Raw genomic sequence first — 14,646 nt, forward strand, 5'->3', positions numbered from 1 at the left:
GGTGCCTCCTGGTTGCTCGGACTTTGTCCTTACATACTAACAAGCGGACGCGGCTACGTGTCTAGAACCTCGGCGTCGGTGCCCCGTACGTCAGCGGCCCGTCGACACGAGCGACGTCGTGCCACGCGCCGTCGACCAGCGAGGCCTCCGCCGCCTCGACGATCGACGCCGCAGCCAGCCCGTCGGCGACCGAGGGTGCGAGCTGCTCCCCGCGCTGCACGCTCGCGATGAACTGCGCCGCCTCGATCGTCTTCAGGTCGTCGTAGCCCATCGCGGTCCCGGCGCCGGGCTGGAAGCGACCGAAGTCGCCGTCCCCGGGTGCGACGTAGTGCGTCGCGTACCCGTCGACCTCTTGCCCGTCCAGGTACGCCTCGAGCTCGTTGAGGCGTTGGAAGTCCCACCGGACCGAACCGCGGGTGCCGTAGATCTCGAGCGTGTACTCGGCGTGCGGCCCGCGCATGACCCGACTCGAGTCCATCGTGCCGACCGCACCGTCCTCGAACCGGAACAGCAGGGCGGCGTAGTCCTCGTTCTCGACGGCACCGAGCTCGCCGGTCGCCGCGGCGCTGCGGTCGACGATGCCGGCACCCGGGCGGGGACGCGACTCGATGAACGTCTCGGCGAGCGCACTGACCGAGGCGATCCGGCCGACCACGTACTGCGCCAGGTCGAGTCCGTGCGACAGCAGGTCGCCGAGCACACCCGATCCGGCACGCTCACGCTCGAAGCGCCAGGTCAGCGGTGCAGCAGGGTCGGACGAGTAGTCGGCGAGCAACGATCCGCGCACGTTCGTGATGCGTCCGAGCCGCCCGCTGCGGACGAGTTCGCGGGCGCGCTCGATCGCCGGGGCGTGCCGGTAGTTGAAGCCGACGCTCGTGATGACGCCGGCCCGCTGCACCGCCTGGTGGATGGAGCGCGAGTCGCTGGCGTACCGGCCCATGGGCTTCTCGATCCAGAACGGCTTGCCCGCCTCGGCCGCGGCGACGGCCATCTCGCGGTGCAGGAAGTTCGGCGAACAGATCGACACGACGTCGACCGCCGGGTCGGCGAGGACCTCGTGGTAGTCGGCGACGGCCCGCTCGTACCCGAGCCGCGTCACCGCCTGGTCGCGTGCCGCCTCGATCGGGTCGGCCGCGACGACGAGCCACGGCTGGACGCCGAGCTCCGGGAAGTGGTCCGGCAACGCTCGGTAGGCACGCGAGTGCAACCGCCCCATCCAGCCGACCGAGATCAGCCCGACGCCGATGCTGTCCATGGAGAACTCCTTCGTTCAGGTGACGCGCATTGGAGCGCGACAACGAGCGTAGCCGATGCGGCGGACTTTGTCAGCACATGACGCAACCGCCTGGAGGCCCGGTGCCGGTCTCGGGGACCGGCACCGGGCCTCCAGGCTGGTGCGTCAGCGCGCGGGGCGCGACCCGTGGTTCCGACTGCGGATCGCACCACGCATCAGATCGCGTCTCAGACCGCGTTTCAGATCGCGGGGACGATGATGTCGCGGACCAGGGCGTCGAGCTTCGCGTCGGCGTCCAGGAACTGCCGGAGCGTCGTCACGGTCGCACCGAAGCGGTCGAACTCGTCGACCGTCATGCCGTCCACGTCGTAACCGCGGGCGAACTCCGGCGTCGCGGCCCGGAGCGCCTCGATGACGTGAACGGGGACCTCGTCGTCGATGGCGTGCGGACGGAACGGGAACGCGTTGTCGTTGATGTCTTTCGTCCACTGGAACGGCGGCGAGACCACCAGGTCCCCGCCCTGGAACTCCGACCACTGCAGTGCGTTGCGGAACGCGGCGACCAGCACGCGCGACCGGAACCCACGCTCCTGGAAGACCCGGTAGGCGTTCTTCACCGCGGCGACACCGGCCCACTCGAGGATGCCCGGGTCCACCATCACGTGGTCGCGCTTGACGACGGTCTTCAGCCAGTCGTCGAAGCGGCCGGCCATCAGGGTGACGACGTGGCCGAACTCCTGCTCCGGCAGGCCCTCGGCAGCACGGCGGTCGAGGGCGCGCTCGATGGCCTCGCCCACGGCGACGACCTGCGGCACGGTGAAGGACACCGTGGCGTTGATCGAGACCCCGCGGTAGGCGGCTTCCTCGATCGCGGCGATGCCGACCTTGGTGGCGGGGATCTTCACGATGATGTTCGGCGCGAGCTGCGAGAACCGGACGGCCTGCTCGACGAGCGCGTCGGAATCGCGGTGGAACCGGGGGTCGGTCTGCATGGACAGTCGACCGTTCCGGCCGCCGGACGCCTCGAACGCGGGCAGCAGCTGCGCCGCGGCGGCGATGGAGAGCTCCTCGACGGCCTTCCAGCCGATCCAGGACTCCCCCGCCGTCGGGTGCTCCTCGGCGATCTCGCGGATGCGCGGGACCCAGGTCTCCGGGTCCTGCTGGATGCAGGTGTACGCGATCACCGGGTTGCAGGTCGCACCGACGGCACCGTACTCGTGGATGGCGGTCGACAGTTCGCGCGGGTCGGCGGAGTCGTTCCACAGGGCGGTGAGGGTCTGCTCCGCGGCCTGCAGGGTGACGGGACGGGAGTCGGCGTCGGTGGACGTCTGCGTCTCGAGGGTGGTGGTCATCGGTGGAGTCCCTTCGTGATCGTGTCGAGCTGGAACCGCGACACGGCGTCGGCGTTCTCGTCCTCGGCGAAGACGCTCGAGACCGCGACGGTGTCCTCGCGCGCCGAGAAACCGACCCGGTCGAGTGCCGCCCAGAAGGCGTCGAAGTCGACGTCCGCCTGGCCGACCGGCAGGTGCTGGTGCACGCGGACCGGGTTGCCGGGCGGGTTCGTGATGTAGCGCAGGCCGTGCGAGCGACGGTGGTCGTACGCGTCGGCGACGTGGACCAGCTGCAGCGAGTCACCGGCGGCGTCGATGATCTCGTCCATGTTGCCGCCGTAGTGGAACGTGTGGCAGGCGACGTACACGAAGCCGACGTGCTTCGAGTTCAGGCCGCGGATCACCCGGAGCGCCTCGAGCCCGTCCTCGACGAAGTCATCGGGGTGGGGATCGATGAGCACACGGATGCCGGCGTCCTCGATGATCGGCAGCAGTTCCTCCATCGACCGGTAGAACTGGTCCTCGGACTCCTCGGCACGCTCGGGGCGGCCGGAGAACTCCGTGTTGATGGTGTCCACGCCGAGGCGCTTCGTGATCTCGATGACCCGCTTCCACTTCCGCACCGCAGCCTGTCGGGCGTCCTCGTCCGGGCCCGACCAGCGCAGCACCGGCAGCACGCTCGCCACCTGGACCCCGGCGTCACGGCAGGCCGCGGCGAACGCGTCGACCAGATCGTCGTCGGCCTTGGGGTGCCGGTAGAAGGGGATGAAGTCCTTGTGCGGGGTGAGCTGCAGGTACTCGTAGCCGAGCTCCGCGACCTTGCGCGGGAACTCGAGCAACGACAGGTCGTGGTGGAACGGGGTCGGGTCGAGCGCGATCTTCGGCATCGATCAGGCCCCGGCGAGCGCGGCGGTCGCGTCGCTCGTCGCGTCGCTCGTCTCGTCGTAGAACGCCGGCTTGGTGACCGCGTACTCGACCACTTCGTGCGCGCCGGACTGCTGGGCCCGGACCGCGACCTCGGCGACGACGGAGGCGGTGTAGCCGTCCCAGGCACTCGGCCCGTCGATGCCGCCGGTCCGGGCCGCGTCGACCCAGCGCTGGACCTCTTCGTCGTAGGCGGCACCGAAGCGCTCCTTGAAGGACGGCGTGACGCCCTGCGAGGTCGCTCCGGCTGCGACGAGCGAGAGCGACGTGTCGCGGCCGATGTACGCGACACCGGACTCGAACACGGCGTCGGTGGTGACCTGGTAGCCGAACTGGGCGTTGACGTTGATCTCGACGATCGCCATCGTGCCGGACTCGGTGGTGAACAGGACGAACTGCGGCTCGGGCAGGTCGGCCGGCGCGAGGGAGTTCTTGCGCGGCTTCTTCACCTCGACGCTCGTGATCGCTTCACCGGTGAGGAACGGGATGATGTCGATCTCGTGGATCACCGAGTCGTGGATGAGCATCGACTCGCTGAAGTTCGGCGGCGTCGTCGGGTTGCGATGCGCGTGGTGCAGGGCGAGCAGGGCGCCGTTCGCCCCCGACTCGCGCAGGGCCTTGAGCTCCTGGTACCCGGCGTCGAACCGGCGCATGAAGCCGACCTGGATGACCGGTCGGGCGGCGTGCTGCTGCTCGAGCTCGACGATGCGCAGCGAGTCCTCGGCGCTGGTCGTCAGCGGCTTCTCGCACAGGACGGTGAGCCCGCGCTCGAGCGCGGTCACCAGGATCGGCTCGTGCAGGAAACCGGGCGTCGCGATGATGACGGCGTCGATCTCGGTCTGCTCGAGCGCCTCGTCGAAGGACGCGGCGGTGATCGCGCCGGGTGCCAGGGCGGCTGCCGCGGCGGCACGGGCCTGGTCGGGCTCGACGACGGCGACGACGTCGGCGTTCGAGATCTTGGCGGTGATGCGGCGGACGTGGTCGGCGCCCATCATGCCGGCGCCGACGACGGCGACGCGGAGGTTCTGCGTGGTGGTCATGGTGGTGTTCTCCTGGGGGTTGTTGACGCTGCGTGGACGGCGCGTCAGGAGGCGCGGGCGGCCGAGGTCGAGCCGAAGATGTGCTGGAAGGTGCGCTCGGCCATCGGGCCGGGGGCGTCGACGGAGCAGCCGTACATGTCCTGCTCGACGATGCCGAAGATGTCCGGGTTGATCGCGGCGACGGCCTCGATGATCGGGGCGAGCTCCGGGGTGCCGTGCGGCGGCTCGGTCATGATGCCCTGCGACACAGCGGTGGCGAACGGCACGTCGTTCTTGAGCACGTCGAACAGCAGGTCGGTGTCGACCTGCTTGAGGTGCAGGTAGCCGATGCGCTCCGGGTGGGCGGCGATGAGCTTGAGGTTGTCGCCGCCGTAGTAGGCGAAGTGGCCGGTGTCGAGGCAGAGGTTCGTGTACTCGGGGTTCGTGACCTCGAGGAACCGCACGGTCTCCTTGTAGGTGCCCACGTGGCTGTCCGCGTGGGTGTGGAACTGCTGGTGGACGCCGTACTCCTCGAGCAGCGCCTTGCCGAGCTGGTCGTGGCCCGTGCCGAGCCGCTCCCACTGCTCGTCGGTGAGCGTGCGCGCCTCGAGCACCTCTTCGGTGGCGTCCGAGCGCCACAGGTCGGGGATCGTCACCAGGTGCTCGGCGCCGAGCTTCGCTGCCAGACCGGCGACCGCGACGGCCTGGTCCCACGCGCGCTGGAACTGGTCCTCGCCCTTGTGGAACCCGGTGAAGACCGTGCCCGCCGACAGCTTGAGCCCGCGGGACTCAAGCTCGTCGGACAGCTGCGACGGGTCGGTCGGCAGGTACCCGTACGGGCCGAGCTCGATCCACTCGTACCCGGCGGCGGACGCCTCGTCGAGGAAGCGCTGCCACGGCACCTGCTTCGGGTCGTCCGGGAACCAGACGCCCCACGAGTCCGGGGCGGTGCCGATGCGGATCGAGGCGGGCGCCGCGTCGGTGGCGGGGCTGCCGATGGGGGTGGCGGTGTCGGTCATGACGTCGCTGTCGCTTTCTGTCTCGTGAACGGTTCAGCCGAGCAGCGGACGCTGCGTGGCGACCTGCTGCTCGTACTCGGCGCGGGCGGCCTGGGTGCTGGGGAGGGTGGAGGTCTGCGCGACCGGCACGTCCCACCAGCCGTCGCCCTCGGGGGCGTAGACCAGCGGGTCGGAGTTGATGTGCACCAGGGTGGTGTGGTCGTTCGCCTTCGCCTGACGCAGCGCGGCCTTCAGGTCTTCGATGCTGTCCGGGCCGGGCTGCACCTCGATGACGTCGACGCCGTACGAGCGAGCGTTGGCGGCGAGGTCGACGGGCAGGGGCTCGCCGTTCTCGAACGACTCGGTCTCGTCGAGGTACCGGTACTTCGTGCCGAAGCGCTCGGAGCCGACGGTCTCGGACAGGTGCCCGATCGATGCGTACCCGTGGTTCTGGATGAGCACGACGATGATCTTGATGCCCTCGGCCACGGCGGTGACGAGCTCGGTGTGCAGCATCAGGTAGCTGCCGTCACCGACCATCACGATCGCGTCGCGGTCCGGAGCCCCGCGTCGGACCCCGATGCCGCCGGCGATCTCGTAGCCCATGCACGAGAACGCGTACTCGACGTGGTACCCGAGCTCGTCGCGCACCCGCCAGAGCTTGTGCAGGTCGCCGGGCAGCGAGCCCGCGGCCTGGATCACGACGTCGCGCGGGTCGGAGACCGACTGCACGGCGCCGATGATCTCGGGCTGACCGGGCAGGTCCGCGCCGGACGGCGCGAACGCGCCGTCGACGGCGGCGTCCCACGCCGCCGTCAGCGAGGCGATCTCGGACGCGTAGCCGGGCTCGACGACGTACGCCGTGTCCGAGGTGAGCGACTCGGTCAGGGCGACCAGGGCCTCCCGGGCGTCCGCGATCAGCGGCAGCTGCGAACCGTGCTTGTAGGCGTCGAACGCGGCCACGTTGACGTTGACGAACGTGACGTCCGGGTTCTGGAACGCCGTGCGCGACGCCGTGGTGAAGTCGCTGTAGCGGGTGCCGATCCCGATGACGACGTCGGCCTGGGCGGCGATCGCGTTGGCGGCCGCGGTGCCGGTCGCCCCGATGCCGCCGAGGTACTGCGGGTGGTCCCAGACCAGGGATCCGCCGCCAGCCTGCGACGTGCCGACCGGGATGCCGGTGGCCTCGACGAAGGCGCGGAGCTCGTCGGCGGCGTCGGAGTACAGCACCCCGCCGCCGGCCACGATGACCGGACGTCGGCCCGCACGGATCGCGGCCACGGCACGCTCGAGCGGGCCGCGCTCGGGCAACGGACGGCGGATGTGCCACTCGCGCGGCTGCAGGAACGCGACGGGCACGTCGAACTCCTCGGCCTGGACGTCCTCGGGCAGGGCGATCGTCACCGCACCGGTCTCGGCCGGGTCGGTCAGCACCCGCATCGCGGCGAGGGCGATCGAGAACAGCTGCTCCGGACGCTCCACCCGGTCGAAGTAGCGCGACAGCGGACGGAAGGCGTCGGTGACCTGCAACGACGTGTCGTGCGGCAGCTCGATCTGCTGGAGCACCGGGTCCGTGGTGCGCGTGGCGAAGGTGTCCGACGGCAGCAGCAGTGCCGGCAGCCGGTTCGTGGTGGCGAGCGCCGCGGCGGTCAGCATGTTGGCGGCACCCGGGCCCACCGACGCAGTGGATGCGTAGGTCGCGCGGCGGCGGTGCATGCGGGCGAAGCCGACGGCCTCGTGCACCATCGCCTGCTCGTTGCGGGCCTGGTGGTACGGCAGCAACCCGGGCTGCTCGACGTGGAGCTGCTTGATGGCCTGACCGACCCCGGCGACGTTGCCGTGCCCGAAGATGCCGAAGATCCCCGGGATGGTGCGTTCGCGGACGTCGCCGTCGACGGTCCACTGGTTGGCCAGGAACTCGACGAGTGCCTGGCCGACCGTCATCTTCCGCGTGGTGGTGGTCACGCCTGCTTCCTTTCGTAGGGCAGTCGTGGGTCGATCGATTCCGATGCCCACGCCTGCCGGACCCACCCGTGGGCCGGGTCGTCGGTGATGTTCCAGACGCGCTCCGGGTCGGGCCCGGCCATCACGTTCAGGTAGTACATGTCGTAACCCGGAGCGGCGACCGCCGGACCGTGCCAGCCGTACGGCACCAGGGCGACGTCGCCGGTCCGGACCTGCCGGAACTCGTCGATGGCGCGGTCGTCCGAGGCGTACGTGCGGTGCAGGGCGAACGGGTCGGCGGCCTCGGGGGCGATCGACTCGAGCCCGCGGGACACCGCCGCCTCGTAGTAGTAGATCTCCTCGAGGTTCGACTCAGAACCGGGCACGTTCGTGTCGTGCTTGTGCGGCGGGTACGACGACCAGTTGCCGGCCGGCGTGATGACTTCGCACACGATGAACTTGACGGCGTCGAGCGCGGCCGGGGTGCCGAAGTTGTGCACCTGACGGCTCGACTGCCCGGCGCCGCGGAGTTCCACGGGTACGTCCGGCCGGGCCACGTAGGTGGTCGGCTTCACGGTGTCGGTGGGGGCTTCCGCGACGGCGAACCGCCCGCTGCCGGTGATGGTTGCCGCGGAGCCGGAACCCAGGTACAGGACGTCGGTGGGACCGTCGAAGACGCTCCCCCGACCCTGCAGGGTCTGCTCGCCGTCACCGGCAGCGCCCGAGTGGGTCACGTGGAACGACCCGGCGAGCGGCACGACGATGCGCTCCACGGCGTCGGCCGGGAGGCGCAGCTCGCCCCCGTCGGTCAGCGCGCCGGTCCGGAGCCCGGTGTGCGCCCACCCCTCGATGCGACCGTCGACCACGTCGGTCCAGCCCGCCTCGGGCCGGGAGCCCGCCGGGATGAACCACTGGTCGTGCTGGTGCTGTTCGTTCGCCATGCTGCGGGTCAGTTGTTCGACGGGAAGCCGAGGTTGATGCCGCCGTGCGACGGGTCGAGCCAGCGGCTCGTGATCGCCTTCTGACGGGTGAAGAAGCTCACGCCGTCGGCGCCGTACGCCTTGTGGTCACCGAACAGCGAGTTCTTCCAGCCGCCGAACGAGTAGTAGGCGACGGGCACCGGGATCGGGACGTTGATGCCGATCATGCCGACCTGCACGTCACGCTGGAACCGTCGGGCGGCGCCACCGCCGTTCGTGAAGATGGCGGTGCCGTTGCCGTACGCGCCGGAGTTGATGAGCTCGAGGCCCTCTTCGTAGGTGGCGACGCGCACGACGCTCAGCACCGGACCGAAGATCTCCTCGGTGTAGACGCGGCTGGTGGTGGGCACCTGGTCGATCAGCGTCGGGCCCAGCCAGAAGCCGTTCTCGTCGCCGTCGGGTCGGACGGTGCGGCCGTCCACCACAACCACCGCACCGTCCTGCTCTGCGACCTCGATGTACGAGGCGACCTTGTCACGGTGCTGCTTCGTGACGAGCGGGCCCATGTCGCACCCGCGACGACCGTCGCCGATGCGCAGGGTCGCCGCGCGGTCCTTGATCTTCTGGATGAGCTCGTCGGCCACCGGCTCGACGGCGACGACGACCGAGATCGCCATGCAGCGTTCACCGGCCGAACCGAAGCCGGCGTTGATCGCGTTGTCGGCGACCAGGTCGAGGTCGGCGTCCGGCAGGACGAGCATGTGGTTCTTCGCGCCGCCGAGGGCCTGCACGCGCTTGCCGTGCTTGGTACCGGTCTCGTAGACGTACTGCGCGATGGGCGTGGAGCCGACGAACGAGATCGACTCGACGTCGTCGCTGGTGAGCAGGCCGTCGACGGACAGCTTGTCGCCGTTGAGGACGTTGAAGACGCCGTCTGGCAGCCCGGCCTCCTTGAACTTCTCGGCGAGCCAGATGGCCGCCGACGGGTCCTTCTCGCTCGGCTTCAGCACGACGGTGTTGCCCGCGGCGATCGCGATCGGCAGGAACCAGAGCGGCACCATCGCCGGGAAGTTGAAGGGGCTGATGATGCCCACGACGCCGAGGGGCTGGCGGATCGAGTAGACGTCGATGCCGGTCGAGACCTGGTCGGAGAACTCGCCCTTCATCAGGCTCGGGATGTTGGTGGCGAGCTCCACGACCTCTTGCCCACGGGCGATCTCGCCCATGGCGTCGTCGATGACCTTGCCGTGCTCGCTCGTGATGATCTCGGCCAGCTCGGCCTTGTCGCGGTTCAGGATCTCGCGGAACGAGAACAGGATCGCCTGGCGCTTGGCCAGTGACAGGTTGCTCCAGCCGGGGAACGCCGCCTTGGCGCTGCCGATGGCCGCCTGGATCTCGGACTCGTCGGCCAGCGCGACCTGCTTGGTCGCGACGCCGAGCGCCGGGTCGTACACGGGGGCGGTGTTGCCCGACGCGGATTCGACGCGCCTGCCGTCGATCCAGTGCCCGACGGTGGTGGTGGTCGTGTCGGTGAGCGTCATGCGTTGCTTCCTTCCGAGATGGACGAGTCCATGGTGGTGGCGCCCGCGAGCCGAGCGGCTGGGTCGTGGGCATCTGTGGAGAACCCGCCCCGGGCCTCCTGGCTGTGGACGAGACCGGCGGCCACGTCCACGGCGGCGGCGACGTCGCCGTCCGAGGGGTAGAGCAGGGTGCGGCCGACGACCAGGCCGCGGACGCCGGGCAGGGCCAGGGCGTCAGCCCACTTGGCGTACGTCTCCAGCGGGCGCGAAGCCGGGTCGCCGCCGAGCAGCAGCGTCGGCAGCGTCGTCGCGGCCATCACGCGCTCCATGTCGTCGACGACGGGGATCTTTAGCCAGCTGTAGGCGCTGGATTCGCCGAGTCCCGCAGCGATCGCCATCGAGGTGATCACGGCGTCGGCCGACAGGTCGTTGACGACCCGGCCGTCCCGCCACTCGGACATGAACGGCTCGAGCATGATCGGCAGCTGGAGCGCCGCGGCCTCGCTGACGGCGCGGGCCGTGGCCTCGAGCGTCGGCGCGGTGCCCGAGTCCTCCAGGGCGATGCGCACCAGCAGCTTGGCGAAGTCGAGCCCGGAGTCCTTGATGGCCTGCGCCGAGTACGCCGTGTACCGGTCGTCCATCTCGAACGTCGCGCCGCGGAGTCCACCGCGGTTCATCGACCCGACGACGACCTTGCCGTCGAGGGCGCCGAGCAGCGCGAGGTCCTCGAGGATGTCGGGGGTGCCGAGCACGCCGTCGACCCCCGGCCGGCCGAGGGCCGTGACGAGCCGCTCGAGCAGGTCGTAGCGGTCCGCCATCGCGGACTCGTCGTCGCGAACCGCCAGCGCACCGCGTGCGGGGTGGTCGGCGGCGACGATGAAGAGCTTGCCGTCGTCGGCGAGCAGGGAGCGCTTGCGGCGGGCGTCGAGCGTGGCACGCACCAGGTCCGGCTGGCCGGCACGGATGTCGCGGAGGCGCTGGAAGTCAGCGGGGCTGAGCTCAGGCATGGGTCTTCTCCTCGATGTGCGTCTCACCCGTGTGCGTCGCACCAGTGTGCGTCCTGCCCTCGGCCGGGTTGTCGGTCAGGAACTGCTCGATCTCGTCGCTCGTCGGCATCGCCGTCGAGCACTCGAACCGCGTCGCGACGATCGCGCCGGCGGCGTTGCAGAACGCCAGGATCCGCTCGAGGCTCCAGCCCTGCAGCAGTCCGTGGGTCAGCGCGCCGCCGAAGCCGTCGCCCGAGCCGAGCCCGTTCACGACGTCGATGTGGTGCGGACGGAACTCGACGAACTCGTCGCGGGTCTTCGCCAGCACGCCCTTCGGCCCCTGCTTGACGATCGCGATCTCGACACCGCGGTCGAGCAGCGCGTCGGCGGCGCGGACCGGGTCGGTCTCACCGACCGCGACCTCGCACTCCTCGCGGTTGCCGACGGCGACGGTGGCGTGCTCGAGAGCGATCGCGACCTCGCGCGTCGCGGCCTCGGGGCTCGACCAGAACATCGACCGGTAGTCCAGGTCCAGGACGGTGTGGGTCTTCGTGCTGTTCTGCGCGGCGGACCGGGCTTCGTACGCGACGTGGTGCGCCTGTCGGCTCGGCTCCTCGCTGAGGCCGGTCACCGTGGTCCAGAAGATCTTCGCGCGCTCGATCTCGTGCAGCGGCAGGGACTTCGCCGTGATCATCAGGTCCGGCGCCTTCGGGGCCCGGTAGAAGTAGAGCGGGAAGTCGTCCGGCGGGAAGATCTCGCAGAAGGCGACGGGGGTGTTCAGCCCCTCCACAGTCTCGACGAAGGCGTTCGCGACCCCGTACTCGGGCAGCGTGCGGGCGATGTACCGGCCGAAGGGGTCGTTGCCCGTCCGGGTGATGACCGCGGCGTCCGCGCCGTGTCGAGCAGCGGCGATGGCGACGTTCGTGGCGCTGCCGCCGACGGACTTCGAGAAGGTCGAGACGTCCTCGAGCGGGCCGGTCTGCTGCGGGTAGATGTCGACGCTGACGCGTCCCATCGTGATCACGTCGTAGGCGTGGGGAGCTTGGTTCGTCATGCGACGCGGTGGACCTTCCGTGCGGCTTCATCGGCGGACGATCACGACTGTACACCCTGTTTGCCCTAATGTCATGACATGGATTCCGCGGTCCGTCACGTTGGTCCCGTGGCGCTGGTCACGCTGGTTCTGCGGGGCGCGCCGGAGTGCCGGGAGGCGCGGTGTCGGTGGGTTCTGCCAGGGTCGCGACATGCAGATCCTCGCCCTGGTCATCGGTCTCGTGATCGGCATCGCCGTCGGTGCGGTCGTCGCCTGGTCGCTCGCTCGCTCGCGCGCGGGCGTCGACGCCGCGTCGTCTCGTGCGACGGCCGAGGCGCTCCGCGGCCAGCTCGAGGCGGCCCGACGCGACGCCGAGGAACGCCTCGACGCCCAGGACACGCAGTACCGTCGCCAGGTCGACTCGCTCGAACGGCGCTCCGCCGAGCTCGAGCACCTGGTGCAGCGCATGCACGGCGTCGACGCGGCACGGAACCAGAACGAGTCCAAGGTGCTCTCCGCGCTCAGCCCCGTGGCGCAGACGCTCGACGTGATGCGCACGAAGATCGCCGAGCTCGAGCAGTCGCGGAGCGAGCAGTACGGCGCACTGTCGGCGCAGCTCCGGTCGGCCGCCGAGTCGGAAGAGCGCCTGCGCGCCACCGCCGACACCCTGGCCAGCGCCCTGTCGTCGAACAGCACGCGCGGCGTCTGGGGCGAGACGCAGCTGCGCAACGTGGTCGAGGCCGCAGGGCTGCTCGAACGCGTCGACTTCGACGTGCAGTCCTCCGTCACCACCGCCGTCGGCTCCGCCCGCCCGGACATGGTCGTGCACCTGCCCGGCGGCAAGACCATCGCCGTCGACGCCAAGGTGCCGTTCAGCGCCTACCTGCAGGCCGCCGAGATCCCGGCGACCGCCACCGGTGCCGAGGCAGCTCGACGCGACCAGCTCATCGCCCAGCACGTCAAGGCGCTCCGAGCGCACGTCGACGCCCTCGCCGCACGGGAGTACTGGACCGGCTACGACGCCTCCCCCGAGCTCACCGTCGCCTTCATCCCGTCCGAGTCGCTCATCTCGAGCGCCCTCGCCGCCGACCCCGGCCTGCTCGATCACGCCTTCCGCAAGCGAATCGCGCTCGCTTCACCCGTGACCCTGTGGTCCGTGCTCAAGACCGTGGCGTTCTCGTGGCAGCAGGACGTCGTCTCGCAAGAGGCGCACGAGCTCTTCAAGGTCTCCCGCGAGCTCTACGGCCGGCTGTCCACGATGGCCGGGCACGTCGACAAGCTCGGCCGCTCGATCCGGGGCTCCGTCGTCGACTACAACCGGTTCGTCGGGTCCCTCGAACGCCAGGTCCTGCCGAGTGCCCGTCGGCTGTCGCTGCTCGACGAGTCGAAGGTCATCGCCGACCCGTCGTCGATCGAGGACGAGCCTCGGCTGCTCACGGCGCCGGAGCTCGTCGGCGCCGTCGACGAGGACTGAGCCGCTCGCTACGATCGATCGTCATGGGGGAAGCACTGCAGAACCATCCCGGCGACCGCGAGTTCCCGGTCCGTCCACGCTGGCGACACCGGGCGATGGTCGCCAAGGCGCGGAAGCAGACCGGGCGACGACGGGACCGCGCCGCAGCGTGGATCACCATGGCGATCGCGATCGTGGCGTTCTTCGTCGCCCTCGTCGCCGCCACAGCCGGTCCGTACGACGTCCGGGCGCACTTCGGGTACGGCATCCAGGCGGTGTGGCGCTGCTTCCTGATCGCCGTCGTCGTGTGGTTCGTGCTGACCTTCATCACCTCGCTCCGTGACATCGGGCTGCCGGTGCGGGAACAGCGGCGGTACCGGGAGCGCACCGGCGCCCGCGAGCTGCCCGTCCGCCGACTGCAGCAGCTGGCCCTCGCCTCGTTCGGCGACTTCCACGACGGATGGTGGCCGGCGTCGCTCGCCCCGTACGGTTCGCGGGTGGAGCTCGGCGGCGAGTACCTGCAGGACACCACGCCGTCGCCCTTCGTGACCATCCCCCTGCCCCCGCTGACGTTCCTGCGCCGCGAACTCGACGAAACCTACAAGATCGCCAGCGGGCGGGACGCACAGGCCTTCGCCGTCGACCTGCTCGGCCCGAAGAGCGTGTCGTGGCAGTTCCTCGCGTTGAGCCGATCCGCCGAGGGTGAGACCCGGCTCACCCGACTGTCCTCACTGCTCGGCACCGACCCGTGGGCAGGGTCGAGCCTGCTCGAACGCCGAGCGGACCGCCCGCCGAAGCTGCTCTGGTCGATGGACGTCAAGAACGCGGTCACCGCCGTCAGAGGTGCGTACGCCGCCGGGCTCCTGAGCGAGGACGATGCCTGGTCGTCGATCGACCTGGTCTCCGATGTCGCCTTCACCCTGTTCGACTCGTGGGACGACTACTTCGACAACCTGCGGGCCGCGTACGCCCTGGTCTACGACGAGCTCAAGACGGTGCAGGAGTTCGATGCTGGGCGGCGTGAGCTCGTCGCCTCGAACTGGCCGATCACGCGGCTGCCGTGGCCGGCGTCGCCGGGGGTGCTGCTGCCCCGGACCGTCAGCGACCCGCTGTGGGCGGACGAGGACGACGCGTCGGTCTCCTGACCACGACAGGATCACCGTCGGGGCGACGGCTCATGCGTCGGAGTACCCGGGGAGCGCGCGGACCGCCTCGGCGTTGCGGGCGCACACGGGTTCTTTCGCGACGAGAAGGCCATCGGTCATTCTGCCTGGTCAGCTGACG

General features: G+C 70.1%; 12 protein-coding genes. 2 read left to right on the forward strand and 10 right to left on the reverse strand.

Annotated elements, in window-relative coordinates:
- Positions 1-61 precede the first annotated feature (61 nt).
- From DEJ06_RS06815 to iolC, 10 genes are all read right to left on the reverse strand, one after another.
- Complete coding sequence (locus DEJ06_RS06815; RefSeq protein ID WP_111038830.1) at positions 62-1,255, reverse strand: Gfo/Idh/MocA family protein; 1,194 nt, start codon at positions 1,253-1,255, stop codon at positions 62-64.
- 218 nt (positions 1,256-1,473) lie between these two features.
- Positions 1,474-2,586, reverse strand: a complete 1,113-nt coding sequence (locus DEJ06_RS06820; RefSeq protein WP_111038831.1) for a transaldolase family protein — start codon at positions 2,584-2,586, stop codon at positions 1,474-1,476.
- Positions 2,583-3,452 carry a sugar phosphate isomerase/epimerase family protein gene (locus DEJ06_RS06825; protein WP_110864413.1) on the reverse strand — a complete coding sequence of 290 codons (870 nt, stop codon included), beginning with the start codon at positions 3,450-3,452 and terminating at the stop codon, positions 2,583-2,585. The genes DEJ06_RS06820 and DEJ06_RS06825 overlap by 4 nt, the downstream gene beginning before the upstream one ends.
- Positions 3,453-3,455: 3 nt before the next feature.
- The gene (locus DEJ06_RS06830; RefSeq protein ID WP_017887102.1) at positions 3,456-4,529 is read right to left on the reverse strand and encodes a Gfo/Idh/MocA family protein; all 1,074 of its coding nucleotides are present in this window, start codon (positions 4,527-4,529) and stop codon (positions 3,456-3,458) included.
- A gap of 44 nt (positions 4,530-4,573) precedes the next feature.
- Entirely contained in the window at positions 4,574-5,527 is a 954-nt protein-coding gene (locus tag DEJ06_RS06835) for a sugar phosphate isomerase/epimerase (protein ID WP_111038832.1), read from the reverse strand.
- 33 nt (positions 5,528-5,560) lie between these two features.
- Complete coding sequence (iolD, locus tag DEJ06_RS06840; protein WP_111038854.1) at positions 5,561-7,450, reverse strand: 3D-(3,5/4)-trihydroxycyclohexane-1,2-dione acylhydrolase (decyclizing); 1,890 nt, start codon at positions 7,448-7,450, stop codon at positions 5,561-5,563.
- Between the two features lie 17 nt (positions 7,451-7,467).
- Complete coding sequence (gene iolB / locus DEJ06_RS06845; RefSeq protein ID WP_111038833.1) at positions 7,468-8,391, reverse strand: 5-deoxy-glucuronate isomerase; 924 nt, start codon at positions 8,389-8,391, stop codon at positions 7,468-7,470.
- 8 nt (positions 8,392-8,399) lie between these two features.
- Positions 8,400-9,911: a CoA-acylating methylmalonate-semialdehyde dehydrogenase gene (locus tag DEJ06_RS06850; RefSeq protein WP_111038834.1), complete on the reverse strand. Its 1,512-nt coding sequence runs from the start codon at positions 9,909-9,911 to the stop codon at positions 8,400-8,402.
- A complete protein-coding gene (locus DEJ06_RS06855; RefSeq protein ID WP_035807563.1) occupies positions 9,908-10,897 on the reverse strand; it encodes a class I fructose-bisphosphate aldolase in 990 nt (329 codons plus the stop codon). The genes DEJ06_RS06850 and DEJ06_RS06855 overlap by 4 nt, the downstream gene beginning before the upstream one ends.
- Positions 10,890-11,930 carry a 5-dehydro-2-deoxygluconokinase gene (gene iolC, locus DEJ06_RS06860; RefSeq protein WP_111038835.1) on the reverse strand — a complete coding sequence of 347 codons (1,041 nt, stop codon included), beginning with the start codon at positions 11,928-11,930 and terminating at the stop codon, positions 10,890-10,892. Before iolC ends, DEJ06_RS06855 begins: the two co-directional genes overlap by 8 nt.
- 190 nt (positions 11,931-12,120) lie before the next feature.
- Here iolC and DEJ06_RS06865 point away from each other — a divergent pair, with 190 nt between their 5' ends.
- The gene (locus DEJ06_RS06865) at positions 12,121-13,383 is read left to right on the forward strand and encodes a DNA recombination protein RmuC (protein WP_111029583.1); all 1,263 of its coding nucleotides are present in this window, start codon (positions 12,121-12,123) and stop codon (positions 13,381-13,383) included.
- A 23-nt stretch (positions 13,384-13,406) separates the two neighbouring features.
- Positions 13,407-14,507, forward strand: coding sequence for a DUF1266 domain-containing protein (locus DEJ06_RS06870; protein ID WP_111038836.1), 1,101 nt, complete (start codon positions 13,407-13,409; stop codon positions 14,505-14,507).
- The last annotated feature ends 139 nt before the right edge of the window (positions 14,508-14,646 follow it).

Origin of the sequence: Curtobacterium sp. MCLR17_051, from assembly GCF_003234395.1 — a bacterium.
GTDB classification, from domain to species: Bacteria; Actinomycetota; Actinomycetes; order Actinomycetales; family Microbacteriaceae; genus Curtobacterium; species Curtobacterium flaccumfaciens.

Coding starts and splice junctions, on each gene's coding strand:
- iolC (WP_111038835.1), bottom strand. CDS start 11,930: ATGACGAACCAAGCTCCCCACGCCTACGACGTGATCACGATGGGACGC.
- DEJ06_RS06865 (WP_111029583.1), top strand. CDS start 12,121: ATGCAGATCCTCGCCCTGGTCATCGGTCTCGTGATCGGCATCGCCGTC.
- DEJ06_RS06855 (WP_035807563.1), bottom strand. CDS start 10,897: ATGCCTGAGCTCAGCCCCGCTGACTTCCAGCGCCTCCGCGACATCCGT.
- iolD (WP_111038854.1), bottom strand. CDS start 7,450: ATGACGGTCGGCCAGGCACTCGTCGAGTTCCTGGCCAACCAGTGGACC.
- DEJ06_RS06870 (WP_111038836.1), top strand. CDS start 13,407: ATGGGGGAAGCACTGCAGAACCATCCCGGCGACCGCGAGTTCCCGGTC.
- DEJ06_RS06830 (WP_017887102.1), bottom strand. CDS start 4,529: ATGACCACCACGCAGAACCTCCGCGTCGCCGTCGTCGGCGCCGGCATG.
- iolB (WP_111038833.1), bottom strand. CDS start 8,391: ATGGCGAACGAACAGCACCAGCACGACCAGTGGTTCATCCCGGCGGGC.
- DEJ06_RS06835 (WP_111038832.1), bottom strand. CDS start 5,527: ATGACCGACACCGCCACCCCCATCGGCAGCCCCGCCACCGACGCGGCG.
- DEJ06_RS06815 (WP_111038830.1), bottom strand. CDS start 1,255: ATGGACAGCATCGGCGTCGGGCTGATCTCGGTCGGCTGGATGGGGCGG.
- DEJ06_RS06825 (WP_110864413.1), bottom strand. CDS start 3,452: ATGCCGAAGATCGCGCTCGACCCGACCCCGTTCCACCACGACCTGTCG.
- DEJ06_RS06850 (WP_111038834.1), bottom strand. CDS start 9,911: ATGACGCTCACCGACACGACCACCACCACCGTCGGGCACTGGATCGAC.
- DEJ06_RS06820 (WP_111038831.1), bottom strand. CDS start 2,586: ATGACCACCACCCTCGAGACGCAGACGTCCACCGACGCCGACTCCCGT.